At 57.0% G+C, this 26,261-nt stretch carries 19 protein-coding genes, 1 pseudogene and 1 other annotated feature; of the genes and pseudogenes, 6 read left to right on the forward strand and 14 right to left on the reverse strand.

Annotated elements, in window-relative coordinates:
• Window positions 1-760: 760 nt before the first annotated feature.
• The 4 genes from fcl to C5L12_RS10260 all read right to left on the reverse strand — a co-directional run bounded on the left by fcl (window position 761) and on the right by C5L12_RS10260 (window position 7,284).
• Window positions 761-1,747 carry a GDP-L-fucose synthase gene (gene fcl, locus C5L12_RS10245; RefSeq protein ID WP_105371941.1) on the reverse strand — a complete coding sequence of 329 codons (987 nt, stop codon included), beginning with the start codon at window positions 1,745-1,747 and terminating at the stop codon, window positions 761-763.
• Complete coding sequence (gmd, locus tag C5L12_RS10250; RefSeq protein ID WP_105371942.1) at window positions 1,740-2,843, reverse strand: GDP-mannose 4,6-dehydratase; 1,104 nt, start codon at window positions 2,841-2,843, stop codon at window positions 1,740-1,742. The genes fcl and gmd overlap by 8 nt, the downstream gene beginning before the upstream one ends.
• Before the next feature lie 495 nt (window positions 2,844-3,338).
• The gene (locus tag C5L12_RS10255) at window positions 3,339-3,740 is read right to left on the reverse strand and encodes a hypothetical protein (protein ID WP_105371943.1); all 402 of its coding nucleotides are present in this window, start codon (window positions 3,738-3,740) and stop codon (window positions 3,339-3,341) included.
• 202 nt (window positions 3,741-3,942) lie between these two features.
• A complete protein-coding gene (locus tag C5L12_RS10260; RefSeq protein ID WP_105371944.1) occupies window positions 3,943-7,284 on the reverse strand; it encodes a M10 family metallopeptidase C-terminal domain-containing protein in 3,342 nt (1,113 codons plus the stop codon).
• 267 nt (window positions 7,285-7,551) lie between these two features.
• On the opposite strand from C5L12_RS10260, the pseudogene tnpC reads away from it, so the two are divergent.
• Window positions 7,552-8,541, forward strand: a pseudogene (gene tnpC, locus C5L12_RS10265) (IS66 family transposase); the annotation flags it as partial.
• Between the two features lie 113 nt (window positions 8,542-8,654).
• Here the strand turns inward: tnpC and C5L12_RS10270 are convergent.
• From C5L12_RS10270 to C5L12_RS10290, 5 genes are all read right to left on the reverse strand, one after another.
• The gene (locus C5L12_RS10270; protein ID WP_105371945.1) at window positions 8,655-10,142 is read right to left on the reverse strand and encodes a SulP family inorganic anion transporter; all 1,488 of its coding nucleotides are present in this window, start codon (window positions 10,140-10,142) and stop codon (window positions 8,655-8,657) included.
• Window positions 10,143-10,216: 74 nt separating this feature from the next.
• Window positions 10,217-10,272, reverse strand: a sequence feature (sul1 is cis-regulatory element that is thought to sense ions involved in sulfur or methionine metabolism; They are found in Alphaproteobacteria).
• Window positions 10,273-10,762: 490 nt separating this feature from the next.
• Window positions 10,763-12,985 carry a xanthine dehydrogenase family protein molybdopterin-binding subunit gene (locus C5L12_RS10275; RefSeq protein WP_105371946.1) on the reverse strand — a complete coding sequence of 741 codons (2,223 nt, stop codon included), beginning with the start codon at window positions 12,983-12,985 and terminating at the stop codon, window positions 10,763-10,765.
• 3 nt (window positions 12,986-12,988) lie between these two features.
• Window positions 12,989-13,447 (reverse strand): (2Fe-2S)-binding protein, encoded by a 459-nt coding sequence (locus C5L12_RS10280; protein WP_105371947.1) that lies wholly within the window; start codon window positions 13,445-13,447, stop codon window positions 12,989-12,991.
• 224 nt (window positions 13,448-13,671) lie between these two features.
• A complete protein-coding gene (locus C5L12_RS10285; protein ID WP_105371948.1) occupies window positions 13,672-14,634 on the reverse strand; it encodes an AraC family transcriptional regulator in 963 nt (320 codons plus the stop codon).
• A 420-nt stretch (window positions 14,635-15,054) separates the two neighbouring features.
• Window positions 15,055-15,525, reverse strand: coding sequence for a helix-turn-helix domain-containing protein (locus C5L12_RS10290; RefSeq protein WP_105371949.1), 471 nt, complete (start codon window positions 15,523-15,525; stop codon window positions 15,055-15,057).
• Between the two features lie 417 nt (window positions 15,526-15,942).
• Here C5L12_RS10290 and C5L12_RS10295 point away from each other — a divergent pair, with 417 nt between their 5' ends.
• The 4 genes from C5L12_RS10295 to C5L12_RS10320 all read left to right on the forward strand — a co-directional run bounded on the left by C5L12_RS10295 (window position 15,943) and on the right by C5L12_RS10320 (window position 19,347).
• On the forward strand, window positions 15,943-17,202 hold the full coding sequence (locus tag C5L12_RS10295; protein WP_105371950.1) for an aminotransferase class I/II-fold pyridoxal phosphate-dependent enzyme: 1,260 nt from the start codon (window positions 15,943-15,945) through the stop codon (window positions 17,200-17,202).
• 376 nt (window positions 17,203-17,578) lie between these two features.
• Window positions 17,579-18,109 carry a GNAT family N-acetyltransferase gene (locus tag C5L12_RS10305; protein WP_105371952.1) on the forward strand — a complete coding sequence of 177 codons (531 nt, stop codon included), beginning with the start codon at window positions 17,579-17,581 and terminating at the stop codon, window positions 18,107-18,109.
• Between the two features lie 26 nt (window positions 18,110-18,135).
• Window positions 18,136-18,321, forward strand: a complete 186-nt coding sequence (locus C5L12_RS28120) for a hypothetical protein (protein ID WP_112823799.1) — start codon at window positions 18,136-18,138, stop codon at window positions 18,319-18,321.
• A gap of 270 nt (window positions 18,322-18,591) precedes the next feature.
• Window positions 18,592-19,347, forward strand: a complete 756-nt coding sequence (locus tag C5L12_RS10320; protein ID WP_105371954.1) for an SDR family oxidoreductase — start codon at window positions 18,592-18,594, stop codon at window positions 19,345-19,347.
• Between the two features lie 302 nt (window positions 19,348-19,649).
• On the opposite strand, the gene C5L12_RS10325 is transcribed toward C5L12_RS10320, so the two are convergent.
• The 5 genes from C5L12_RS10325 to C5L12_RS10345 form a co-directional block, all read right to left on the reverse strand.
• Window positions 19,650-21,227 (reverse strand): M81 family metallopeptidase, encoded by a 1,578-nt coding sequence (locus tag C5L12_RS10325; RefSeq protein ID WP_105371955.1) that lies wholly within the window; start codon window positions 21,225-21,227, stop codon window positions 19,650-19,652.
• Window positions 21,208-22,251: an ABC transporter substrate-binding protein gene (locus tag C5L12_RS10330; protein WP_245422831.1), complete on the reverse strand. Its 1,044-nt coding sequence runs from the start codon at window positions 22,249-22,251 to the stop codon at window positions 21,208-21,210. Before C5L12_RS10330 ends, C5L12_RS10325 begins: the two co-directional genes overlap by 20 nt.
• 108 nt (window positions 22,252-22,359) lie before the next feature.
• Window positions 22,360-23,244, reverse strand: a complete 885-nt coding sequence (locus C5L12_RS10335; protein WP_105371957.1) for an ABC transporter permease — start codon at window positions 23,242-23,244, stop codon at window positions 22,360-22,362.
• Entirely contained in the window at window positions 23,234-24,142 is a 909-nt protein-coding gene (locus tag C5L12_RS10340; protein ID WP_170109078.1) for an ABC transporter permease, read from the reverse strand. Before C5L12_RS10340 ends, C5L12_RS10335 begins: the two co-directional genes overlap by 11 nt.
• Window positions 24,139-25,245, reverse strand: coding sequence for an ABC transporter ATP-binding protein (locus C5L12_RS10345; RefSeq protein WP_105371958.1), 1,107 nt, complete (start codon window positions 25,243-25,245; stop codon window positions 24,139-24,141). Before C5L12_RS10345 ends, C5L12_RS10340 begins: the two co-directional genes overlap by 4 nt.
• A 255-nt stretch (window positions 25,246-25,500) precedes the next feature.
• Here C5L12_RS10345 and C5L12_RS10350 point away from each other — a divergent pair, with 255 nt between their 5' ends.
• Window positions 25,501-26,181: a GntR family transcriptional regulator gene (locus tag C5L12_RS10350; protein ID WP_105371959.1), complete on the forward strand. Its 681-nt coding sequence runs from the start codon at window positions 25,501-25,503 to the stop codon at window positions 26,179-26,181.
• Window positions 26,182-26,261: the final 80 nt, after the last annotated feature.

Below are 26,261 nucleotides of genomic sequence, written 5' to 3' on the forward strand. Positions count from 1 at the left end.
CGTAAGCCAACCAAGACCGAAAGCAGCGTGAGATGCTGCTCAGCCCATTGTAGTTCTGACCCCTGCTTACCCCTCAAGCAAGTTGTTCAGCCTGTTATGAATGTGCAGGTTCGATATGATGCCGTTCGAATGTGCAAATCGGTAGCTCTCGCGAAGTACAAAGAAGCTCGTTGACCATAACAGGAGACTGATCAGCAACGCAATAATATACGCCTGAACTCTCATATCGCTCCTCCTCTTGCCTTCCCAGCGTGATATTGTCCCATTCTAGAAAGCATGTCGAGGTTCAAACACGCTCTCGCCGTTCGGCTGACCTTTGCGTTTGTCCCCTCAAGGTGAGGTGGTGACTAGCGATTATCGGAATACCAAACGAAACGAAGGGCATAGCTCTGCATTGGCGAGAGACTGCCGCAGATACACGGCTCTTCTTTCTTGGCGAAAGCCATCTCATCGGCAGCAAAAAAGTTACCTGCCATCGGATACGTCCGTAGGTCGACTTCCCGGACTTGCTGACCAACGCGCGGGGTCACCATCGTTATTCGTCGTAACAGCCTCCTGAATTTTGCCAGTAGCCCACCGCCCGCATCATGTGTCTAGGCGCCCATTGACGTGCCTATGATTGGCACGACACCCGGCTAACCACGCGCGGTACCGGCCAGGGCAAGGCGAACAGGTACATTCAATCTTGTGGTCCGTGTTTGGCGGTGGCCTACGGCGCAAATCAACACATGCGTGTAACCGTTGCTCAGAGGCCATTCCATCAACAGTCCGCGCCTGTTCGCGTGTTCGTGCTAATCACGCCGACATGGCCCTCCTCGAGAAACGACCGATAGACGCTCTCAATTGCCTGTCTCAGCTCAAACTTCGGAAACCACCCTAGACTAAGAAGCTTTTCGGAGCTCATCATCTTGCGAGGCGTACCGTCTGGCTTTGAAAGATCCGTGACTATGTCGCCCTGAAATCCGACGATCTTGCAGACTAGCCGCGCCAATTCGAGGATCGTCAAGTCTTCACCAGATCCCACATTGACATGAGTGTCGCCAGAGTAAACCTTCATCAGGTGGACGCAGGCGTCAGCGCAGTCATCCACATGTAGAAACTCGCGCCGTGGCGTTCCCGTGCCCCAGATGGTAATTTCAGGCAGATTGTTTAGCTTGGCCTCATGCGCCTTGCGGATCAGAGCCGGCATAACGTGGCTGGAATTCAGGTCGAAATTATCACCGGGACCAAAGAGATTGGTCGGCATCGCGGAGATAAAGTCGCTCCCATATTGCTTACGATAGGCCTGGCACAACTTGATGCCGGCGATCTTAGCAATCGCATACCATTCGTTGGTCGGCTCTAGCGGCCCAGTCAGCAATGCTTCTTCGACGATCGGCTGGTCAGCAAATTTCGGATAAATGCAGGATGAGCCGAGAAACAAGAGCTTTTCTACGCCCACCTTGTGGGCAGCGTGTATGATGTTCGCCTCGAGGATCAGGTTGTCGTAAAGGAAATCGGCGGGATAGGTATCGTTGGCGAGGATGCCGCCAACCCTGGCAGCCGCCAGGAAGACAGCATCCGGTTGATTCTTCTCCATCCAGGCCTCGACCTCGCTCTGGCGGGTCAAGTCCACTTCGGAACGTGTTGCCGTTAGAAGTTCGCAATCTTCAGCGACCAAGCGACGAACGAGCGCCGAGCCGACCATGCCGCGGTGGCCGGCGACATAGACCCTTTTGCCGGCAAGGCTGTAGATCACTTCAGGCATGGGAAAGACCCTTGTTGCCGCCGGCGGTCGGCACATTGCGCGCCATGACCTTCAAATCTTCGCGGACCATTTCAGCAACGAGCTGGTCAAGATTGGTCTCATGCCTCCAGCCAAGCTTCTGATGGGCTTTCGCGGGATTGCCTATCAGCAGGTCCACTTCCGTCGGCCGGAAGTAGCGGGGATCGATTTCGACAACACACTGGCCGGATGTCACGTCATATCCTTTTTCGTCGACGCCCTGCCCCCGCCATTCGATCGGCATGCCGACCTTGGCAAAGGACTTTTCAACGAAGGAACGGACGGTGTGTGTTTCGCCGGTTGCGAGCACATAATCGTCGGGCTCGTCTTGCTGCAGCATCAGCCACATGCCGCGCACATATTCGCGCGCATGGCCCCAGTCGCGCTTGGCATCCAGGTTGCCGAGAAACAGCCGCTCCTGAAGGCCCAAATGAATGGCAGCCGCTGCTCGGGTGATCTTGCGGGTGACGAAGGTTTCGCCGCGGATCGGGCTCTCATGGTTGAACAGGATGCCATTGGATGCATGCATGCCGTAGGCTTCGCGATAATTCACGACGATCCAGTAGGCGTAGAGCTTTGCTACGGCGTAAGGAGAACGCGGATAAAAGGGTGTCGTCTCACTCTGAGGCACTTCCTGTACCTTGCCGTAAAGCTCGGAGGTGGAGGCCTGGTAGAAGCGCGTCTTCTTCGTCAGCCCCAAAAGGCGGATCGCCTCTAAGAGACGTAGCGTTCCAGTACCGTCTGCATTGGCAGTATATTCAGGCGTTTCGAAGGAAACCTGGACGTGGCTCTGCGCCGCGAGGTTATAGATTTCATCCGGCTGCGTTTCCTGCACGACGCGAATGAGGTTGGTCGAATCCGTCATATCGCCGAAATGCAGGATGAAACGCGGATTCTCGATATGCGGATCCTCGTAGAGGTGTTCGATGCGATTGGTATTGAAACTTGAAGAGCGCCGCTTGATGCCGTGAACGGTATAGCCCTTCCGGAGAAGCAGTTCGGCAAGATAGGCACCGTCCTGGCCGGTGACGCCGGTGATCAATGCAACCTTGCCGTTGCCCTTCGAAATTTCGCTCATAATGTCCCTCTGCCAAATGCGTCCGCTATCGAAGCACTGCTTCCTTGATTCGCATCATTTTGACGCGGGAAGTTGGCATCAACCTTGCGCAATACCATCGAAGCGGTGCTCCGTGCGCGAAGTGTAGTCATTGTGATCGGTTACGTCGTGTCAAAATCGCTTTCTTCTCCGACGCCATGCATGTTCAAGCCAAGGAGGATGTCGTAGCCGGAGCGGTAACCGCTCTTATGATCTTCCACCCAGCCACGGCGGGCAGCTCAAAAACAATCTATATTGATTGTTCACACTGCCAGAACATTACAGGAACTTGCAAGCTGAGCTGGACGCGGTCATCCACATGTTATCCACAGCTTAAGAACGTGCAATTCACATGTTTGACGACCGTTGCCATTGGCCTGAAAGCAGACATGCCGAGCTTGATTGCGACTGCGCAGGCCTTCCCCTCGATGATGCTATCGTCAACCTCGAATGGCGTTGAAGGTTGATTTCTACCTCTTAATACATAACGGTGTTGAGCGTCACATGAACAGGTTTGCCCGCCTTGAATTGTGTGCTGCCGCGCGCCAGCAGCCAGCCATCCGCGCGCTCCAGGCGCGCAATGATCCGCAACGTCGGCGACGCACTCGAGCTGACCGGCGGCGTCAAGGAAAAGGCTATCGTCTTCGACCCGCCATCGCTTTTGACGCGCGTCTCCGTGACGCGACGGCGCTTACTATCCTGAACGGTGGGATCCTCCAGATATATCTCGATATGACCTTCCGGGATAACAGCGCTGCCCTCGAACGTGACTGCGCCGCGAATATCCGCCGATTGCCCAGCGGCTGGGCCTGCGACCGCGGCGACAGCCGCAACTCCGACGGTCATCAATACTGTCCGGCGGTCGGTCGGGCGCTTCATTCCACATTCTCCACTATCGCCCCGCAAGGCGCTTAGCCGCACTGCCGCTCATCTTGTGGTTCGAAAATCGTACGGTTGCATGTTCCGGCAAACCTAGGCCGTTTCAAGGATGAAACGCTGGCGCCGGAGGATGCCGCACTTTTTGTGCATCTGAAAAGATGGTCGCGGGAGGGCGTCTCAACGGCGCCCTCCCGGAGTTACGCTAGATGATAATGAAGTCGGACGCCGACAGCCTCAGATTTGAGTTCAACTGCGCAAACTGAATGGCTTCCCCTTCTCCACTGCCATCAACATCATAAAACAGGGCGCCGCTGTCGGTGTCGTAGATGATGCGATCATCGGCGTCGTGAGCGGCGCCTGCCGCATTCCCGTAAAACGCCCCCAGACCTAGGGCTCCGTCGACACCCACAGTCTCAAAGATGAGATTGTCCAGGAGGATCGTGTCGTCGATGACGTTGAAGTCTCTGATCCAGTCGATATTGCCGTTCCCAATCTCGGTCGAGAAGCGGAATGTATCCTCTCCTGCGCCGCCGATGAGCGTGTCAGCCGCCAGACCGCCATCCAGCAGATCGCTGCCGGCACCGCCGGTGAGCTTATCGGATCCCGCCTCTCCTGGCTGAGCCGGTGCCGGGGGAAACTCGACCGATACATTCAACTCGTATGCCGAGCCTTCCGGTACAGCTTCCGCCCAGCCGTCACCTGGCACATCGGGCGACCAACTGCCCTCCAGTATGTAATAGGCTCCAGTTTCCTGAACGACGAACACTAGGCTCGAGTCCCGATTGGTAGCAGAGCCGGGGTCACCGCCGCCGTCATCGTTTTGGGCTACGATATTGCCGGAGCTGTCGAGCAGTCTCACCCAGCTATCATGGACATTAGGATCGGCAATTCCATCGATGTCTATGGTAATGACTGTACCGGCTGCCAGATTGACCTTGTAGTATCCGCCCTGGCCGTTCCCGGTGGCGTTGACGGTCGTATGAAGAATGGTCGTCGAATCGAAGATATCGGGATCGCTGGCGAGCGAAAAATTATTAGAAATGTCGAACGCGGCTGCGACCGAGTTGTTGGTCGCGTCCGGTCCCAGCGTAGCATAACCGGTTCCCATGCCCGGACGTGGCGGCGCGTCGCCCTGATAGGCGAAATCGCCGAGCAGGATGTCGTCGCCGCGGCCGCCATCGAGCACATCGTTCCCGCCCTGGCCGGTCAGGACATTGGCTGCGCCGTTGCCGGTCAGACGGTCATTGAATCCAGAGCCTGCAAGGTTTTCGATGGAGATATATCTATCTCCGCCGGACCTGCCCCCGGCAAGACTAAGCCTTAGTCCACTTGTCGCGTCAGCATAGTCTGCCGTGTCGCTTCCGGCGCCGCCATTCAATATATCGGCCCCGCCGCCGCCGGTCAGCGTGTCGTCGCCGGTGCCGCCGGAGAGCTCGTTGGCGAGCGTATTGCCGATGAGGTGGTCGTCGAAAGATGAGCCGACGGCATTTTCGAAGCCGACGAGTATATCGTGACGGATTACTGCACCTCGGCCGACGATTTGCACCGGGCCATCACCATCGCCACCATTGGCCGTGCCGTTCATAAGATCGATCGTCACACCGTCGGAACTGCCGGCATAGACGACCGTATCGATACCGGAACCACCATCCAGATAGTCCTGGCCGGCGCCACCGATGATCGTATCGTCGCCCTCCTCGCCATAGAGGATATCGCCGTCATTGCCGCCATCCAGGATGTCATTGCCGCCGCCGCCGTTGAAATAGTCCCCGCCGCCTTGGCCCCAGAAATGGTTCGCGTCGGCCGTGCCGATGAAGCGGTCAATACGGTCATCGGAACCAATCAGGTTTTCGATACTGTAGAAAGTGTCTCCCGAGGCGGTGCCCCCGCTGGCGACATTGGTGGCAAGGTTGACGAGCAGCTGGAAAGGGCTCTCCTTGCTGTAATCGACCGTGTCGACGCCAGAGCCTCCCCTGAATATGTCAACGCCGTCCTGGCCGCTCAGCGTATCATCGCCGGCGCCGCCATCCAGAATATCGTTGCCCTGGCCGCCAAGAATGGTGTCATTGCCGCCGCCGCCGTAGAGCGTGTCGTTACCGTCATCGCTTTCGGTCTGGTCTTCAAGGTCCTCGACATCGATCGTGTTGTTGATGTCACGGCTGGCGAGCGAGTCGCGGCCGCCGATGATCAGGTCGTCACCGCCCTGGCCGAAGATCGTGTCGTCGCCGGCGCCGCCGTCAAGCGTGTTGTTTCCGTTGTCGCCGAAGATGATGCTCGTCAGTGTATTGTCGCCAAAAACGGGCGCGGGTGCGTTGTCGCCCGCGGGCGGCTGAAGCGTCGACTCGTCGGCATAGATGATATTTTCGACGTTGGCGATTCTCCGAATCCTCAGATCTCGGGACAGCAGAATGACCGTGTCGTTGCCGCCGTTGGCCTCTTCGCGAACGATGTCATCCAACGAGTCGACGAAATAGATATCGTCGCCGCCGTTGCCGGCCATGCGATCGGCGCCGTATCGGCCGTCGAGAACGTTGGCGCCGTCATTGCCGATCAGAATGTCATTGTAACCGCTGCCGATACCGTTTTCGATGTAGTAGTCGGTCCCATCCGCATTGTGTCCGGCAAAGATCGATACATTGTTGCTATGACCGTTGACGCTGGAGAACTGTCCCGCGCGCAGGTCAAGGATCGTGCCAGCCGTCGAGCCCGAGAAGTCGATCGTGTCGGTGCCGCCGGTATCATGGATCGCAAAACCGATGTCATGTTGCATGCCTGATGCGGTCAACTGATAGCCATACTGCGTGCTCCCGAAGCCGTAAACATTGTCCCCGGTGTTGAGGTCGATGTGCTGATAGGTGCGCACGCCGTTCTCGTCGACGGTTGAAAAGAAGCGACGAATGACGGCTTCGATGTCAGCCATAAGCGGCGTCGCTGCAGACCAGCGGGTGGTTTCGCCGACATCGATCCCATCGAAATAGGACATGACGCTGTATTGCTGGCGGTCATAGGTCCAGGTCGCATTGTTCAGATAGTTGATCTGCACGCCACCGGGGCCGCTGTAGTTGTAGAGCCCGGGATGGTTCAGGCCGAATTCATGGCCGAATTCGTGGATGAAGGAATCGAAGACATATCCGCCGATATCGGTCTTGTTTGGCTCCGTATCGTGAAAACGCTGACCGATGCTGACATAGCGATTGCTCGAATAAGCGCTGCCATCGTCCTCCTCGCCGAGTTCGGGGCTGACAACCTCCATCCAGTCCGTTGTGCTGTCGAACGGCACGTCGTCGACGATCTCGAATTTCAAGGGAGTGACGGACGCCCATATCTGTAAGGCGCCGATCGCGGCGGCCTTGTACTCGGGATGGTCATTGAGCTCGTAAACGTTGATCCTCAGCGTACCCGCGGCGATCTCGGGCGTCAGGCTGCGCGGCAATGCCCCAAGATAATCGAGAAAGGATTCATAGTCCTCGCTTTTCCCATAAGGGTTGTCCGGTGTCTGATCGTTTTCCCACCATTCGTCGCTGGTCTGGCTTGGGTTCGGCATCGTGAGGCTCCTCTCCGACGATTGTGCGCAGTAACAGCTAACCCGTTCTGCGGCGGCCAATTTTCAACAGGCAACGCATGCGTCTGCCTGTCGGTCCCGACACCCCTTGAAGTAGTGTAGTGGGAAACTTCAACTTGTCACCCCTGCAAAGGCGCCTGGGCCACGGTAGATCTAGCAATTGAAAATCCGGTCAGCTGCCCTAGCGCGGCCTAACCGGTGTTCTCCCTCCACATTGTCCTCCGCCGTCTGATCTGTGATCGGCTGTCCATGGAAGAGGTGATCGAGCCGGAAAGCCTGATCTGCGGCGGTTGCCTGCATTGCATCGGCGAGGATGTGTCCGAGCGCTTGGACGTGGTCCCGGCGCAGTTCCGGGTTATCGTCACGCGTCGTCCCAACTATGCATGCCGCGCCTGCACCGACGGCATCGTTCAGGCCCCGGCTCTACCAAGGCTGATCCCGGCAGGACTACCGACCGAAGCGACCGTCGCCCATGTGCTGGTCTCCAAGTATGCCGATCACCTTCCGCTCTATCGGCAGGCTCAGATCATGGGCCGCCAGGGCATCAATCTCGACCGCTCCACGCTTGCCGACTGGGTCGGCCGGGCAGCATTCGAACTGCGCCCCGTCTTCGATGCGCTGATCGCCGACCTCAAGCTCTCGACCAAGCTCTTCATGGACGAGACCCGTGCTCCGGTTCTCGATCCCGGCTCGCGGAAGACCAAGACTGGATACTTCTGGGCGCTGGCGAGGGATGATCGTTCATGGGGCGGCGATGCTCCGCCAGGTGTCGCGTTCACCTATGCGCCCGGTCGCGGGGGCATTCATGCCGAACGGATATTGCAGGGCTTCTCGGGCGTCCTGCAGGTCGATGGCTATGCCGGATACAACAGGCTGATCGCACCAGAGCGCGTCGGCCCGGACATTCGGCTTGCCTATTCTTGGGCGCATGCCCGTCACAGGCTGGTGGAGATCACCCGAAACGCAACAGCGCCGATTGCTGAGGACGGCGTTAAACGGATCGGCGAGCTATATCGGATCGAGGCCGTACTGCGGCCTTGATCCGCAGGCTCGTCTTACTGGTCAGCGCCACTGGTCGCCGAGATGCAGACCTGGCTTGTCCATCACCGTGCCCGTGTCGCCACGAAGTCCCCACTCGGCGAAGCTTTGGCCTACATCGCCAAATACTGAGATGGTTTGAAGCTCTTTCTGACCGACGGGCGTATCGAGATCGATACGGATGTTGGTGAACAGCCCCTTTCTCAGCCCTTTTGTGGTTTTGTGGCCTATTTCTCCAGGCTTCGACCATGGCCGCGTAGGCTGCCTCCGCCTGTGCAACGAGCTCCATCTCTCGATGGCGGCAGCCATGTTGTTCAGTGTAGTGAAGCGCTTGCCGCAAGCCGCTCATCCTTGTCGTGCAGCGCGAAGCGGTCAATCATATCAGCACTCGCTTCGTTAAAGCCGAGAACCTCGACCTCGTCGCCCGCCTCACGGAACTTCAGCACGATCTTGTCCAACGCGCCAATTGCGGTGATGTCCCAGAGGTGGGCCCTTGTGAGATCGATGATAATCCGCTTACCCTTATCCGTGAAGTCGAACGCGTGGATAAAGGCTTCTGCCGAAGCAAAGAAGACCTGCCCCACCACTGCATAGGTGACACTGTTCTGTTCGGGATTCTCCAGGCGCGTGACCCTGAACAGACGGGCTACCTTGCCAGCAAAAAAGATGCCGGACAGCAAGACGCCAACGATCACGCCCTTTGCCAGATCATGCGTTGCGACGACGGTGATGACCGTCGCCAGCATGACGACGGATGACGGAAGCGGATGGCGTCTCAGGTCGAGGATCGACCGCCAGGAGAAAGTGCCAATGGAAACCATAATCATAACCGCAACAAGCGCGGCCATGGGGATGATCTGGACGAGGTCGTTAAGGACGACGATCAGGAATAACAGGAAAGCACCCGCGACGAACGTTGAAAGCCGTCCTCGACCGCCAGATGTTACGTTGATGACCGACTGTCCGATCATGGCGCATCCGCCCATGCCGCCGATCAGTGCCGAGGCGATATTCCCCGCGCCCTGTCCAACGCATTCCTGACTCTTGTTGCTGGGCGTATCCGTCATGTCGTCGACGATCTGCGCGGTAAGCAGCGATTCCAGCAGTCCTACGGCGGCGAGCGTCACTGAGTATGGGAAGATGATCTGCAGCGTTTCCCAGGTCAACGGAACCTGCGGAAGCATCAGGAATGGGATCGAAGACGGAAGTTCGCCGAGGTCGCCGACGGTGCGCAGGTCCATGCCAAACCACCATGCCATGGCCGTGAGGACCGCGATGGCCACGAGCGGCGATGGGATTGCCTTGGTCACGTATGGAAAGAGGTAGATGATGGCGAGGCCGCCCGCGATCATCACGTAGGTGAGCGTCGGGACCCCAATAAGTTCAGGCAACTGGGCCATGAAGATCAGGATCGCAAGTGCGTTAACGAAGCCCGTGATGACCGACCGGGAGACGAAGCGCATCACGCGGCCGAGCCTCAGCCATCCCGCGACGATCTGGATGGTGCCCATCAGGATGGTCGCGGCGAACAGATACTGAAGGCCGTGCTCCTTGACCAGGGAGATCATGACGACAGCGGTCGCGGCCGTTGCAGCAGAGATCATGCCGGGCCGGCCGCCCACAAAGGCCGCCACGCAGGCGATTGCGAAGGAGGCGTACAGGCCAACCTTGGGATCGACACCCGCAATCACCGAAAAGCCTATCGCTTCCGGGATAAGCGCGAGAGCGACGACGATACCCGAAAGCACGTCGCCACGGATGTTGGAGAACCACTCCTGACGGTAGTTTGAAAGAGTTCGCATTGATGATTTTTCACAGTTGAGGCAACGGGCCGAGCAAAACTCGGTCCTCGAAAATGGAATAGGTTGCGTTGCTGTGTTGTCTGGCGGATCGGCGGCCAGAAGAGCCACCCGGAGTTTCACCGGGTCCTTGTGGATGACGCTAAGTAGCTCACGCAGTCCAGTTTTGCAATTACGTCTCGGTCTGAACCAGCCACAAAACATACGACGCGGCGGTCAAGGTGCGGATGCGACACCGGTTACAGCGCGGCAGGTGAGGTCCGATGCCGTAGCTGCGCCCGACCAGCTCTTACCGCCGGGTGTTCTGCGGTCGCGCTATCGAAGGCTGGGCGTGTAATTTTTCTAACGGCGTCTACTTAAAATCCATCTCCGCGCGGCAATTGCATGCGCACGATTGGTATGATGGTCTTGCCGCTTTCGGGATCGTGGATCGCCTGGTTGATCTGGCCAAAGTCACAGAACTTCATCAGCTTGGCCGAAGGGGAAGCGGCTCTCAGGCGTAGAGTTCGGCCAGCATAGGATGAAAGCCGGAGATTTGCCTCAGCCGAGGCACTCAGGCGCGCCGAAGCCGAGCTCTATCACGCGGTAACATCTCCGGCCGCGTTAGGCGGCCGGAGATCAAATCATGCATTTAATGTCTTGGTGAAGGGCATGACGCGGATCCGTTTGCCCAACGCTTTGTAGATGGCATTGGCAACTGCGGGTCCGATCGGCGGAACGCCCGGCTCGCCTATACCTGATGGCGGATTTGTGGAGGCAAGAATGTGAACCTCCACCGCCGGCATCGCATCGATCCGTAAAGGCGTGTACGCGTCGAAGTTACCTTGATCGACCTTGCCTGCGGTCAAAGTGATCTCTTCGCCCAGAATGGCGCCCAAACCGAAACCTATGCCTCCCTCAACTTGGGCACGCACCTGATCCGGATTGACTGCAAGGCCGCAATCGACGGCGGCAACGACACGTTCGACCTTGATGCCCCCGTTGCCATCGAGAGAAACGTCGGCAATCTGTGCAACGACCGACCCGAAGCTCTCCGCCACGGCAACTCCGCGGAAACGGCCTTCCGGCAAAGGCTTTGTCCATTCGGCCTTTTCTGCTGCGAGCTTGAGGACCACCGCGTGACGCGATTGCGGCTCAAGCATCGACAGGCGGTATTCGATCGGATCACGTCCTGCCGCTTCGGCTACTTCGTCAATAAAGGCTTCGGCGGCAAAAGCGGTATGCGTCGAACCCACCGAACGCCACCACAGAACCGGAACCCCGACCTCGGTGGTCGTCAGGCCGACCATCTGGTTGGGAATGGCATAAGGCAGGTTGTTTGCCCCTTCCACAGACGTCGGGTCGACGCCGTTCTGTACCATGCCGTCAAAGGCCGTCTTGGCCATGATCGACTGACCCACAATGTGGTCGCTCCAGGCCACGAGCTTCCCGTCACCATCGATCCCGGCTTTGAGCTTATGCACATAGGATGGCCGATAGCGACCGGCGCGCATGTCGTCCTCGCGGGTCCATTGCACCTTTACAGGCGCCCGGAAGCCGATTGCCTTGGCGACATAGACGGACTCGACGACCACGTCGCCGTCGAACACCGCGCGCCGACCAAAGCTGCCGCCTGTTTTCATGACATGCAACTGCACCTTGTCGGGCGCAATACCGACGATCTGGCTGGCAAGCATCTGATAAACATCGGGGAACTGATGTCCGCCCCAGATCTCTAGCGTGCCGTCATCGTTTTTGCGCGCCACCGCGTTGAGCGGCTCCATCGCGGAATGCGCCAGATAGGGGAACTCGAAACTCGCCTCGATGACCTTGGCTGCTGCCGCAAAGCCGGCATCGGTATCGCCGTCCTTGCGCGCAACGGCTACTGGGGCCTTGTCTGCGAGTTCGTTATACATCGTCATAAGTTCAGCTGTGCTGCGCTTTTCGGCGCCTGTCTCGTCCCAAACGACAGTGACCACTTCGCGGCCCTTGATCGCGGCCCACATATGCTCGCCGACGACGGCAATACCGCGCGGCGTCTCGACGACATCGACAACACCTTTGACGGAACGTGCGGCCGCAGCGTCGAAGGATTTTACCTTGGCGCCGAACATGGGCGGATGGATCATCACGGCCGTCAGCATTCCCGGCAGCTTGATGTCGATCGTATATTGCTCGGTTCCGTTCGTCTTGCGCGCGCTATCGAACCGCTTCAGTTTGGCGTTGCCGATAAGCTTCCAATCGCCGGGCTGCTTGAGTGTTACATCGCTCGGCACAGGCATCGCCGCTGCCTTGGCGGCAAACGCTCCGAACCCGCCGCTCTTGCCCGATGGATGCGCCAGGACCCCGTTTTCGACGGTAATCTCTGCCGGTTGGACACCCCATTCGGATGCGGCGGCAGCCACCAGCATGGCGCGCGCCGCCGCGCCTGCCTTTCGATAGCGCTCCCAGGAAGTGACCATGGAGGTGGACCCGCCCGTTCCTTGAATGGTACCGCCGAAGGCGACGTTGCCATAAGCCTTGACGTTGCCGGCGACGCCGCGGACATCGATGGAATGCCAATCTGCGTCGAGTTCTTCTGCAACAAGGGTTGCAAGGCCGTTATACGAGCCCTGCCCCATTTCGAACTGGGAGGAAAGCACCACGACTTTACCGTCACCGTCGATGGTGAGGTAGGGTGTAAAGGCGGCAGCTGCTTTATTAGCATCAGCGGCAGTTTCGCTCGCGGCCGCAGGCGACGAAGCCAGAACCTGGTAGCCGATGGCGAGACCGCCACCAGCTGCGAGCGCGCCGAGCATGAACTGCCGGCGAGACGCCGGTGTCTTTGCGACGGGAAGGGCAAGCGATTGCATCAGTTTCGGGATCATGGTTCAGGCCTCCAAGCGCTTGGCAGCTTCGTGAATCCCGGCACGGATTCGGTGATAGGTGGCGCAACGACAGAGATTGCCCGCCATCGCAGCGTCGATATCATCATCGGTCGGCTTTGGATTGTTGGTAAGTAAATCGGTGGCCGAGATGATTTGGCCAGACTGACAGTAACCGCACTGGGGTACGTCGAGATCGGCCCAGACGATCTGCACGGTTTCCGCCACTTTGCCCGCAAGCCCCTCGATGGTCGTCACCTTTGCGTTGTCGATATCACTGACGAATGTCTGACAGGAACGCACCGGCGCGCCGTCCAGAAGAACGGTGCAGGCGCCACATTGCGCCATCCCGCAGCCGAATTTCGTTCCCGTCAATCCGACTAGATCGCGGATCGCCCAGAGCAGCGGCATATCCGCTTCGGCTTCGATTTTATGTTCTTTGCCGTTGATCGTTAAAGTCACCATGGCGTTCGTCCTACGTTGCGACGGGCGGAATTTCGCGCCAACCCGACCGGTTTCGACCTTCCGATTTCGTCATTTGCGCCGCAAACTTAAAAGACGACGCTCACTGCCGATAGGTTCGATCCTGCCTGATTATTGCTCAATCCTGTCGTGATCAGTCACGTTCTGTTTATTTTACCCGTTACACTACAGGCAGCCCGGATCGCTTCATCCGATCGCCGATCGCTCTAACCGACGGAGTTGCGCCTGTTCGGCTGATCCGAATTGAGGATTGCCTTGACGTCACGTAGCGGCGGGTGACCGAACATTCGCCGGTATTCCCGGTTGAATTGAGTCGGGCTCTCGTAGCCGACCCTGAGCGCGGCCGTCGCCGCATCGAGGGATCCTGACAGCATCAGTTCCCGCGCATGATGCAGCCGCAGATGCTTCTGGAATTGCAGCGGGCTCATGGCCGTCATCGCCCGGAAATGATGATGCAGCGTGGACACACCCATATTTGCAATCTCCGCCAGTTCGTCGAGGCGAAGCGGCAGAACGTAATTCTCCTTTAGCCAGGCGACCGCCTTCGCCACCCGATTGCTATTCGTTCCGGCAAGTGCATAACGGCGCAGCCTGGCCCCCTGTTCGCTGGTCAGCAGTCGGTAGAAGATCTCATCTTGGATGTGTGCTGCCATGAAGGGCATGTCGTCAGGCGAATTCGCAAGCGAAATCAAGCGCAAGAAGGCGTCGAACAGTTCCGGCGTGGCCCGACCCACCACGACGCCGCGGTCTTGGTCACGGTCAGATGAAACTGGCGGATGCAATTCGTAGTTTACGATCAGGCGCCGAAGTGCCTCAAGATCCAGGCGCAGCATGGCGGCCACATACGGCTCCGACTTGCTCGCTTCGCAGATCTGACCTGTCATCGGCAGACCGATGGGGGTTAGGAAGAAACAGGACTCGTCGTAGACAAGCGTTTTATCCCCGACGCTGACGCGCTTGCTTCCTTTGATGATGATCGAGAGACTGGGCTCATACAAAGTGAAAAAAGGCCCGACGGGCTCAACGACGCTATAGAGCGAAAGCCCTGGAATTTCATGCTTGAACCTGAGGCCATCCCACGGCAATTGCGCCAGGACATCAAGGATGCGGATGCGAATTGCGCTCGCTTGAGCTTGAAATTCGTCTTGGTCGCGCAAAATTTTCTCCATCAAACCTTTATTTCCAACTATCGCTGAGCAGAAAGAGCCGTCGCCACATTATCATATCGGTTTGATTTCAACAGTATCAGGCAATGATGACTGCGCCCACACAGTGCCTATGTGGCGGTAGTGCGGATTCGCCAACGATGCGGAGGCCCAGCGACCGCCACTGTCAGTGTTCCGGACCTATTTATATGTACCGTCAGCGAGCCCCATTGGGCTCAACCGATGTTTCGCCACGAAGACCGAGTTGGCCGCTTGGTCCTGACTTTTTCCTGTACAATCTGCTGGACTATTCCAGGACATTGAAGTGGGTTTTAGGCAAGTTCGTTGCTGACGAGGAATGGCCTTTCCCAGGTTCGATCGCGCCGCGATAGGCATCAGCCAGCAATCGCGACAAGTCTTAAGAACAGCTAATAAAAACTTCTGTCAGGCAACAGATTCGGCGGCTGGACGCGTCAGTTCATCCGCCGCCAGGCCTCCCACTCTTGCCAGGGTTCGCACCATCCCCAAAATACTGGCGCGAACCGGTATCGGCAGATCCTGGAAGGCATCCACAAGGTGCTGCCCCTCGGGCGTCGAGATATAGGCAAGCCTTCCTGCCCATTCAGGCCCCATTTCGGCTCCCTCGCGCATTGGATTTGGCAGCGCACTGAAGAAGAATTCGACGGGAACTTTCAAAATGAGGCTCATTTCATAAAGGGTCGAGGAATTGACCCGATTGGCGCCGGTCTCATATTTCTGCACCTGTTGAAATGAAACCCCCAGCCGCTTTCCGAGCCCTGTCTGCGTCAAACCGCAATGGGTGCGGCGGAGTCGGATTTGCTGGCCAACCAACTGATCGACGGTTTTTTCCCCTGCTTGCAATGATAGGGCTCGGCGAACGACTGCATGCGTCATGAACTCCTCCAGGGCGGACGTTTCGCCCGCTGGTTAGAAAACCTGGTGATCGGGGAGTTCGAATGCCGATAGATTCAGCCCCTGCGGCCTTCGGCTAAGCCTGTTTTATACGCCGCAGGCTCCCCGACCATAGAGGAGTGTTGCCTTCCGGTGGCACGGACCGACCTATGGGGATTCGAAGCCCCAAGCAGCATGGCTGCTCAATATTCTTATACACTATCAGATTTCCAATGCAAGCATTACGAGCATAAAATTCTCGATTTTTTGACTGTCGAAAGAACAAGGAAGCTCTTCGTCCCAAAACATGCCGAACTAAACAGAGGATATTCGATAGATATATCAAGATGATATAAAAGATATCACTTTCTCCGTCTAGCTTCGCCCCCTATGCTCGTTATAGTTGATCTGGAGGGTAAAATGGCCATAAATTCAATTCATGAGGGAGCCGCTGCTGTCTCCATCACAGCCACACGCAACACCCGTGCAATGATCGACAAGGCCCGCCCGCATTTTGATCTCGCCTACCAAACAGAAGTGATGGGATTGTCTGCCAGACCTTTGGAGAAAAGGCACGTTTCTGTTGATCTTAACTCTGGTGCTCGCAGTCTCCTGGATTTCGTTCGTTGCTCCTATCTCGGTCTAGACAACCATCCAGAAATCGCCGCTGGCGCAATCGACGCCGTAAAAGACTATCGCTGCCTGCATTGGTCTTGCGCCCGTACGCGTCTCAATTTCGCATTATCGACGACGCTTGAGGAGGATCTCGCCGATCTGTTTGGGGCTTCCGTGATTGTCTATTCGAGCGTTCTTGCGGCCAATATGAGCGCACTTCCGCTTCTTGCATCGGGCCATCTCACAAAAGAACAGAAACCGGTCATCGTCTTTGACCGCTTCGCGCATGCAACGCTCGCGTTTCATAAGGCAACGCTTGGCGCAGAAACCGCCGTTGTCACGATCGACCACAATGACGTTTCCACACTCGAAGAGATCTGCAGACAAAATCCCCTCGCTGCATATATTTGTGATGGTGTCTATTCCATGGGTGGCGCAGCACCTCTTGATCAGCTTCTATCCCTTCAACAGAAATATGGGCTTTTCCTTTACATCGACGATGCGCATGGCATCTCGCTCTTTGGCCGCCAGGGAGAGGGTTTTGCACGTTCGCAAATTCGAGGTGCTCTAGGCGATCGGACGATCATCGCCGCCTCTCTCGGTAAGGGTTTTGGCGCGTCAGGCGGTCTTTTGATGTTTGGTAGCGAGAACCATGAAAAACTCTTCCGCCAATTTGCGATAGCACATGCGTTTTCCGCCTCCCTCAACGTGGCCGGTCTCGGCGCTGCACTTGCCTCAGCAAGACTGCATCGCAGGGTTGACCTCTTGCACCGCCAGATTGCCCTTGGCGAACGAATTGAGCAGTTCGACCGGCTATTTGAGACACCTCAGCGGGGCCTGCCGCTTCCCATCCGCACCATCAGGATCGGCGATGAGGCAAGCGCGATCAGCACGGCTCGAAAGCTGATCGATCGAGGCTTTTACACCTCCGCAATCTTCTTTCCGACGGTACCGCAAGGTGAGGCGGGTCTGCGGGTTTGCGTAACGGCAAGCCATACCCAGGAAGAGATCGCAAGTCTCTGCCGTGCGCTCATTGAGGTCCTGCCGCAAGGTAAGGAGCCCTAACGATGTCGGTTGAACGTTCACGAGCCGCATATTTGCAAGCGCTGGATGTCATGCCGGGCGGCAATACCCGCGCATCAAACTTCGAATGCCCGCACCCAAGGCGCGATCACCGGCCAAGGATCGCTTTTCCGCCTCTTTATCGGCTCTGAACAGATTTCGAGTTACGCCGACACTTTTGGGTCAGCGCGCGATCCCCGACTGAAATCAGTTGTCATCCGAATGCGCCAAAACGGAGTGTTGTTGTCGCCGATCGGTCTTGGAGCACTCTCCACTGCGATGACGGAGACCGACATTTCACATCTTGGCGAAATTTTCGAAACGGTGCTGCGATCACTGAAACGCTAAGGTAACGCTGGATAGCGATGGAGAGAGCGTGATGAATCTGGAAACAGAAAGGCTGTTCATGCGGCCAGTTAGCGCGCGCGACGGCGATGCGCTTTATAGACTGCATTGCGATCCGCTGGTGGTGGAGTTGATCATGCAGGGCAAGCCGCTGAGCCGCGAACAATCCGACGCAAGGCTTGCGCTTTATCTCGATGAATGGCGGCGGTACGGCTACGGCTTTTGGATGCTTTACCAGCGCCAAGCCAATGGCGACCTCACCTTTGTCGGGCGGGCAGGTCTCAGACACTATGATGAACACGATATCGAGATCGGCTGCTGCCTCTTTGGGTTCAGTTCCGGCAAGAAGATTGCGCTAGAGGCTCTAAGACCAATCGTCGCCTATGCGTTCGAACGTCTTCCGATCGATAGGCTCGTCTCCGTTATTCGACCGGAAAACATCCGCTCCCAGAAGATGACAACGGCACTTGGCTTTTCCTATCGCGGCATGACCGAACATCGGGGCGTAACTTTCCGATTTTACGAGATGAAGCGCTCCGACACCTCTCTGCCTTCCCCACATTGAGTGGATCGCTGCTATAGAAATTAGCCTTGGAGGCGTTTTGTGGCCGCAATCCCGACCAAGCCAGAGACGCGTTACCGGCTCGTCTTGCGGCCTATAAGCTCTGGTTTAATCGTAATGTGCGGAACGCCTCGCTTTCCGTCGAGCAGATCGAGGATCAGTTTACCCGCGCGTTCGCCGATTTCGTGGGCAATCAGCGCGCCGATGAAGACTAAACGGCCCGCGCGTGTCTCGGCGGTGACATGAGCTTGCAATGATAGCCATTACTGCCAAGGAACCGGATCTGCGCATTTCCACGAAGAATTTGCAACCACGATCCGTTTGATGCAGGGCAGCCTGATCGATGTCAATCCGTTGATGACCCATACCTTGCCACTACCGGATACGCGCAAAGCCTTCGAGATGGCCTCACAAGGGACAATCGATCAAAACCCAGATCGACTTCAGTTGATATACGAAGCAACGAACCGCTTCGGGAGGAAAAGATGAGCACTGAACTTTTTGATCTAAAGGGCAAACGCGCGCTTGTCACTGGCTCCTCACAGGGCATCGGCTTTGCCTTGGCGCGCGGTCTGGCGGGGGCCGGTGCGGAGATCGTTTTGAATGGTCGAGACCAGGCTAAGTTAGAGGCGGCCGCCGAAAAGCTGGGAGCAAAGCATATACTCGCTTTTGACGCCACCGATCACCAGGCCGTGCGCGCAGCTATCGACACTTTCGAGGCGCAAGTCGGGGCGATCGACATCCTCGTCAACAATGCCGGGATGCAGCACCGGACACCGCTGGAGGATTTTCCCGCAGATGCCTTCGAGCGCCTCTTAAAAACGAATATCTCGACCGTCTTTCATGTCGGCCAAGCCGTTGCACGCCACATGATCAAGCGCGGGGCGGGCAAGATCATCAACATTGCGAGCGTGCAGACCGCACTTGCCCGTCCCGGCATTGCCCCCTATGCCGCGACCAAAGGCGCCGTCGGCAACCTTACCAAGGGTATGGCGACGGATTGGGCGAAATACGGCCTGCAATGCAATGCGATCGCGCCTGGCTATTTCGATACGCCATTGAACGCCGCGCTCGTGGCTGATCCGGCCTTTTCCACATGGCTCGAAAAGCGCACGCCAGCCGGCCGCTGGGGCAAGGTGGAAGAATTGGTCGGCGCTTGCATCTTCTTGTCCTCCGGCGCGTCCTCCTTTGTGAACGGACACGTGCTTTACGTCGACGGCGGCATCACAGCTTCGCTTTGAGCTGCCGCGACGTATCGTCCTCACGGGCGTCGCCGGTTCGGGCAATCCGTCGTGGGTGCTGCGCTCGCCGAGCGGCTAAGCGCGTCCTATCACGATGGTGACGGCCTGCGCTCATCGAAAATCGTCGCCCAAATGAGCCGTGGCCAACCACTGACGGATGACGATCGCTGGCCGTGGCTTTCCCTCTTGCGTGGACCAAGGCGCCATATTTTCAATCTCCTTAGCCATTGGCGTCTGCGCCAGGATATACGGCGGATCACCGTGGAGGATCTATTCTCCCTCAGGATGGAGCGCTCATACTGCTAAGCAACGGCTTGGCATTTGTTGTCGGTCATCGCCCTGACACCAGCGTAAACTACCGCAGTGATCTTAGATGAATCGACTTCATGCTCGGGCCAAAAGCGAGACTTTTCATATGAAAAGATACCCTTCTTGTAGTAGCCCACTCCCGGTGTTTCGACGAGCAGCGGCGTTGCGATACCGGCAAAGTTCATCGTGAAATGGTATCCGGATTTGACAACCACAAAATCCATGGCGCCGATGTCAATCCCTTGGCTGGTGAAGACTGCCGGATCATGGCTGAAGGCCGGTTTGCTGGTTAAAACCAGGAATATCCGTTCCTCGATCAACAGGACAGCCGTGTCACCGAGCGAACTGGCCTCGCCGCCATGAAACGGACCAGCCAGAGTGAAGGTGCCATCGCTGACATGGATCACCTTTCCCGTCACCTGGCGCGGAACAAAGCCCGGTGTGATTTGCCCTCCGACCTCCAAAGTTACCGTAGCCCCCATCCCGGCAGCGACGGCAGTCCTGGCGTTATCCGGATCGGTGATCGTCAACGCGCCCTTGAGATCGGTGAACTGGTCGAGTGCAGCCGACAGCAAAATTACGCTATCGCCTGGAGCGCCGGCAAGAATACGGTCGCCCATATCCGCCATGACATAAGGCCTTGCTTGCGCGTGATCGCGAATCCTTAAGAAAGCAGCGTCAATCGACAATAGGTCATCCTTGAACCGTTCCCGGTATTGCCAAAAGTCTGCGGCCAGATCGCTTGCGATCTTCGCTGCAACGGGTCGGGGTCCATTCGTCATCACCGTAATGACCTGGCCGATATGGCGATCGTCTGCGTAACGAAAGACATTGTAGATCGACAGATCGATGATCTCAGGCAAGACCTTCTGGATCGCTCTCGCTTTTGCATGGATTTCCCCAAGCGGCCCGGAGGCGGTTTCGCCAGCCCCGGGCAAGATCATTGGCACGCGAATACTGGTGGTGACGGGTGACAGCGAACCCCGAAGAACCTCAAGCACAAGCTTTGCAACCTTGGCGCCGCATTCTACCACATCGGAATGCGGATTTTCCTTGCAGGCAATGCAGATATCGGTGCTGCGTAGCATCGCATCGGTAAGATGCGCATGGAGGTCGAGACCAATACCGATTGGCACCGCCGGCCCAACCAACGCCCGCAACCTCGAAAGGAGATCCCCTTCTAGGTCGGCAAGCCGACTCGTGGCAGCAGCGCCATGCAGGTCGAGGACCACCGCATCAGGCTTCAGTTTTTCGATCTCGTCCAAAAACTCCTGGGCGACCTGTTCGTAAAACTCATGGTCGATCAAGCCGCTCGGCGGCGCGGCGACGGAGACTGTCGGCTGGACGATCGCCTCGCCCTGAAGTTCGCTCACAATTCCGGCCAAGGTTGAACCGGAAGCGTTCAAAACGGCCCCGCCCCGCTCGATCTCAAACTGCTCTTGTGCAGCCGGTTGCGGGTTAAGCCGATTGGACTCGTGATAGAACCGACCGACAGCGATGCAAAAAGGTCCACCTGTCATCATATACCTCCCATAGGTAGCCAAATGAAAACTATTGTTGGTTCCATTCATTCCAGCGCTCGATCAAAAGCTGGGTATTGGCATTGATCCATTCCGCATCCGGCTTGATCAGCCGGTCGAACACTTCCGGCGACGTCGGAACCATGGCGCGTGCCGCCTCCCCCATGGCCATCGCCGCAGAATTACGAGCAGGCGTGCAGACCAGCGCCTCACACACCTTGGCTTGTGCATCTGGATGATCGAGGAAATAGCGAAGAAAACGGATCGCGTTATCGCGATTGGGTGCATTCTTGATCAATGCCCATCGGTCCCCGACCAAAAACGCCTGGTCTTGGCGCCAGGCGAGCGGCTGGCCTTCCTGCTTCAAAGCCGCCGCACGGGTCTGCCAGATTTGCCCGATCACATATTCGCCGGTCCTGAACCCTTGCGTCGACTGATCGCCGGTCTTCCACCAAAGCCCGACATGCGGCCTCAGGTCATTAAGCTTCTTCAGGGCCCGATCGACATCCAGCGGAAAGAGGACTTTTGGCTCGACACCATCGGCAAGTAGCGCTGCTGCCATGACCCGCCAGGGATCGTTGAAATTCGGTAGGGCCCTTGGACCTGGATATCGCTCGACATCGAAAAAGTCCCTCCAGTTCGAAGGTCCACCTTTGGGAAAACTCTCCGTGTTATAGACCATCAATGTCGTGCCGTAGCCAGACAGCACGCCAGACCGGTTGCAGGCATCTGGAAGCAGATCTTTGTCAGCCAGATAGTCGGCGCAAAACGCCGTCATGTCTTCGTTGAGGGTCCGGTGCAGGTCCGAGGCGGCTTGTATCTCGCCTGCCTGATAAAGATCCCATTCGATCTTGCCGGTCGCCACCATCGCCTTGACGCGGGCGACATTTTCCGTCCCCGTGCCGGAGACCGTCACGACCTTGATGCCGGTTTCTTTGGTGAAGGGGTCAAAGAAATGCTCCCGCATCTGGCGTTCCCAGGTGCCGCCGGTGGTGGCAATCACGATCTGCTGGTCCGCGAACGAGGGGTTAGCCGCAGCAATGGAGAAAGCAAGCAAGCACGTGGCAAAATTCAAATGCGCTCGAGGCGCCGAGATAGCTTGGTTGTTCGATCTGCACAAATGAACAGGCACAATAGACATTGGAATGCCCCCTTTGGTTTATGCTGTTGATGATCTTTGTGCTCAGCGCTGTGCTGAGACGGTAGCGCGGTTGAAGGCCTGCAATACGCCCATCACGATCAGCGATATGACGGTGAGTACCACCGACACCGCAGCGATGACTGGCGTCAGATTAAAGTCGATGTCCTCGAACATTTTTCGGGTAATGGTCTTTCCTTCGACGCCGGACAGGAAGAACGCAACCGTCGCCTCGTCGAAGGAAGCCAGGAACGCAAATACGGCTCCGCTGGCAACGCCGACCCGGATATTGGGCAAGACAACTGAGAAGAAGGCGCGGATGCGACCGGCGCCGCAATTGAGAGCTGCAAGCTCGAGGGTCGTGTCGAAACGCTCAAGGGCGGCAACCACCGTCAGCACGACATAGGGCACCGCAAGCATTGTATGGGCGATCAAAAAACCGAAGAAATTACCGGACAGATTGAGCGGCGAAAAAGCGATAAACACGGCCACCGCGATGACGATGTGGGGAATGATCATCGGGCTTAGCGTCAAGGCCTGAAACAGGCTTTTTCCCAAAAACTTGCCCCTTGCGAAGGCGATGGCGGCAAGCGTGCCGACCATCGTCGCCGAGAAGGTCGTCGCCAGCGCAATCTTGACGCTGAAAAAGGTGGCGGCGCGCCAGTCCGGATCCGACAGATATTGCCGATACCAGTTCAGCGTCAGGCCGCGCGGAGGAAACTCAAGATAGCTGGCGCTGCCAAACGACATGGGAAAAATGACAATGATCGGCAAAACCAGGAAGAGCAGAATGAGGAACAGAAAAAAGCCTGCAACCGTCGAAGTGAGGAAGTTTGAAAGCGACCGGCGGCGGCGAGGCAGCAGCAAAAGGCCCTCACCACCCTCTTCCACTTGGCGCGTTGCAAGCGCGAACTCCGCGTCAGGCGACATTGGAAATCCCCCTATTGTAAGAAAGTGCTTTGCGGAACAAGAGAACGATCAAAAGGGTAACGCAAAGCAGGACGGTGGAAAGCGCGCCGGCAAATCCCCAATCGAGCGTCTCTGTTGTCTGCTGGCCGATTAGGGTTGCCATCAGGAGGCTGCTTGGACCACCGACGAGAGCCGGCGTCACGTAAAAGCCAAGGGCAAGGATGAAGGTCATGAGGCAGCCGGCGAAGATGCCGGGCAGACTGAGCGGGAGGAGGACTTTTGCAAATACCGTCGTCTTGCCCGCTCCGAGATTTCGCGCCGCCTGTACCAATTCCGGCTGGATTGCCCGGATCGCTCCGAAGACCGGCAGGATCATGAAGGGCACGAGCACATGCGTCATTGCCAGGATGACGGCACCTTCGGTATATATGAGCTTGATCGGTTGGGAGATCACGCCCGATGCCAAAAGCACGTCGTTGACCAGACCGCGCCGTTGCAGGATCACGATCCACGCATAGGAGCGCACTAATGCCGAGGTCCAAAGCGGCAGCAATACACAGGCCATGACCAGGTTTGAAAGACCGCGCCTCAGCCTTGCCATGGCCAATGCCACCGGATAACCGAGGACCAGGCTTGCCGACATTACTGCCAAGGCAACGAAGACCGTTCGGGCCAGTACGCGCAAATAAAGTGGTGTTTCGAGAAGGCGGCGATAGTTGTCCAGCCCGAATTCCGGCGCAAAGAAGCTTTGGCCCAACAGGCGCCCCACCGGATAGACAAAACCGAAACCGAGTAGCAAGCAGAGCGGCGCGATTAAAAATACCGACACGCCGAGAGGATATTGGCGCCATGATGGACTGCTGGTCATGGATGCAGCAGCCCGCCCAGCAAATTTTCCGATGCGCATTGGTGTCGTCATGCCGCTTGCCTTTTTTGATTGACAAAGACCCGCAGCGCATGCGGTTCAAAGGTGATGTTCACTCGGTCGCCCGCAACGAATGGCTGCGCCCCGCCGGCGGCTGGCAACCGTGCCTCAAAGACCTTGCCGGGACGTTCCTCAATCGCAACCAAGACGATATAGACCGCCCCCACAAAGAGGGCCGCTTCAACTGTGCCTGCTAAGCCCTGCGACGATGAACCTTCGCGTGGCGTGACGTTTAAATCCTCGGGACGAATGGCAACGGTCAAACGCTGACCGACAGCCGCAGGTGCGATGGAAACCGGGCCCTTTATCGTCGCTGTTTGGGTAAGGCGGACCACCGCCTCACCGCCATCTTGACCAAGATATTCACCGTCGAGGAAATTCATCTTGCCGATGAAACCGGCAACGAATGCATTGGTTGGCCGGTGATAGAGGTCGGCCGGAGCGCCGATCTGCATCAATTCACCCTCCGCCATAACCGCTATGCGATCCGACATTGTCAGCGCCTCCTCCTGATCATGGGTGACGTAGACGACCGTGACGGCGAGACGTTTTTGGATCCGCTTGATCTCGATCTGCAGGGTTTCACGCAGCTTCTTGTCAAGGGCGCTTAAGGGCTCGTCCATCAACAGGACCGGCGGCTCGGCAACCAGGGCTCTTGCGAGCGCGACCCGCTGCTGCTGTCCGCCCGACAATTGCTGCGGCAAACGGTTGGCAAACCCCTCTAGCTGTACCGTGGCCAGCATCGCGTCAACACGATCGCGAGCCTCCGCTTTACCAAAGCGGCGCATTCGCAGTGGAAAAGCGATGTTCTGCGCTACCGTCATGTGTGGGAACAGCGCATATCTTTGGAACACCATGCCCACGTCGCGTTTGTTTGGAGCTTCAAAGGTGATATCCCGCGCCCCGACACTGATGCGCCCGCGATTGGGTGTCTCAAATCCTGCGATCATCATTAGCAGGGTTGTTTTCCCAGAACCTGATGGACCAAGCAGCGACAAGAACTCGCCTGCCTGGACGGCAATCGAGACGTTGCGAACGACCGCAGTCTTAGCAAAGCTCTTATCAATTTCTTCAAGCGTTACCGCTTCACCTTTCATATTCAACCTCCTCCTCACGAAAAATTTAAGATCAGAATGCCTTAGAGCGACCACCAAAGAATACTATTTATTCATTTTTCAAATTATGCGAGATATATATTTGAGTATATTCCGCAGATTGATTTTTTTACTACAAGATCTCTCGAACTATCGCGGCAGTAGAAGATTTAATTCTCTATGATTTGTTAAAAATACATCGTTATTGACTTTGATGCAACAAAATTGTTTCGGCAAATCGAGAAGGGCAGGAAAAGTATGAGCAAGAACCACGATCCGCGAGACGAGACATCGGGAAAAGGCGCCGCCTTAGGGGATCAGGCCTATGCAGTCCTCAAGGAAAAGTTGCTTCGCGGCTCGTTCCGACCTGGGGAAAAACTCACGGTAAGGAAGATCGCCCAAGAGTTTGGCTTGTCCAGCACACCCGCCCGCGACGCACTAAACCGCCTGGCGATCCAACACGCGCTGGTCTACGCCGGCCCCAAAACAGTGGTCGTTCCAAACCTGACACTTTCGCAATTGCGAGAGGTCACGGAAATGCGGCTTGCACTTGAGGGCTTGGCAGCAGAAAAGGGTGCGGCAAAGGCCTCACCGGAGATCCTTTTTCAACTCGAAGAGGCCCAAAACCGTATCAACTCAGCGCTGGACAAGCACGCCTATACAGATGCCCTATGGGCAAACAAGGAGTTCCACTTCCTCCTCTACGGCTGCTCGAACATGCCGATCCTGATCTCAACGATTGAGCAACTGTGGCTGCGCATAGGCGCAACCCTCCACCATCTTTATCCAGACTTTGCGATTTCCAGGTCAGGAGTGACTAATCATCGCGCCGCGATGGAAGGTCTTCAAAACGGCGAACCAGCCGAGGTGCGCGCCGCCATCGAAGCCGATATCCGCGACGGCTACCGCCAGTTGCGGCGGGCCATTTCCGAGCAGTAACCACAAAAACAACCTAAGCTCGCAATTTTTTGTTGCATCAAAATTGAAAATCTGGCTTCCTTTACATATTGCTGGCTTAC

It is taken from the genome of Neorhizobium huautlense (assembly GCF_002968575.1).
GTDB lineage: Bacteria > Pseudomonadota > Alphaproteobacteria > Rhizobiales > Rhizobiaceae > Neorhizobium > Neorhizobium huautlense.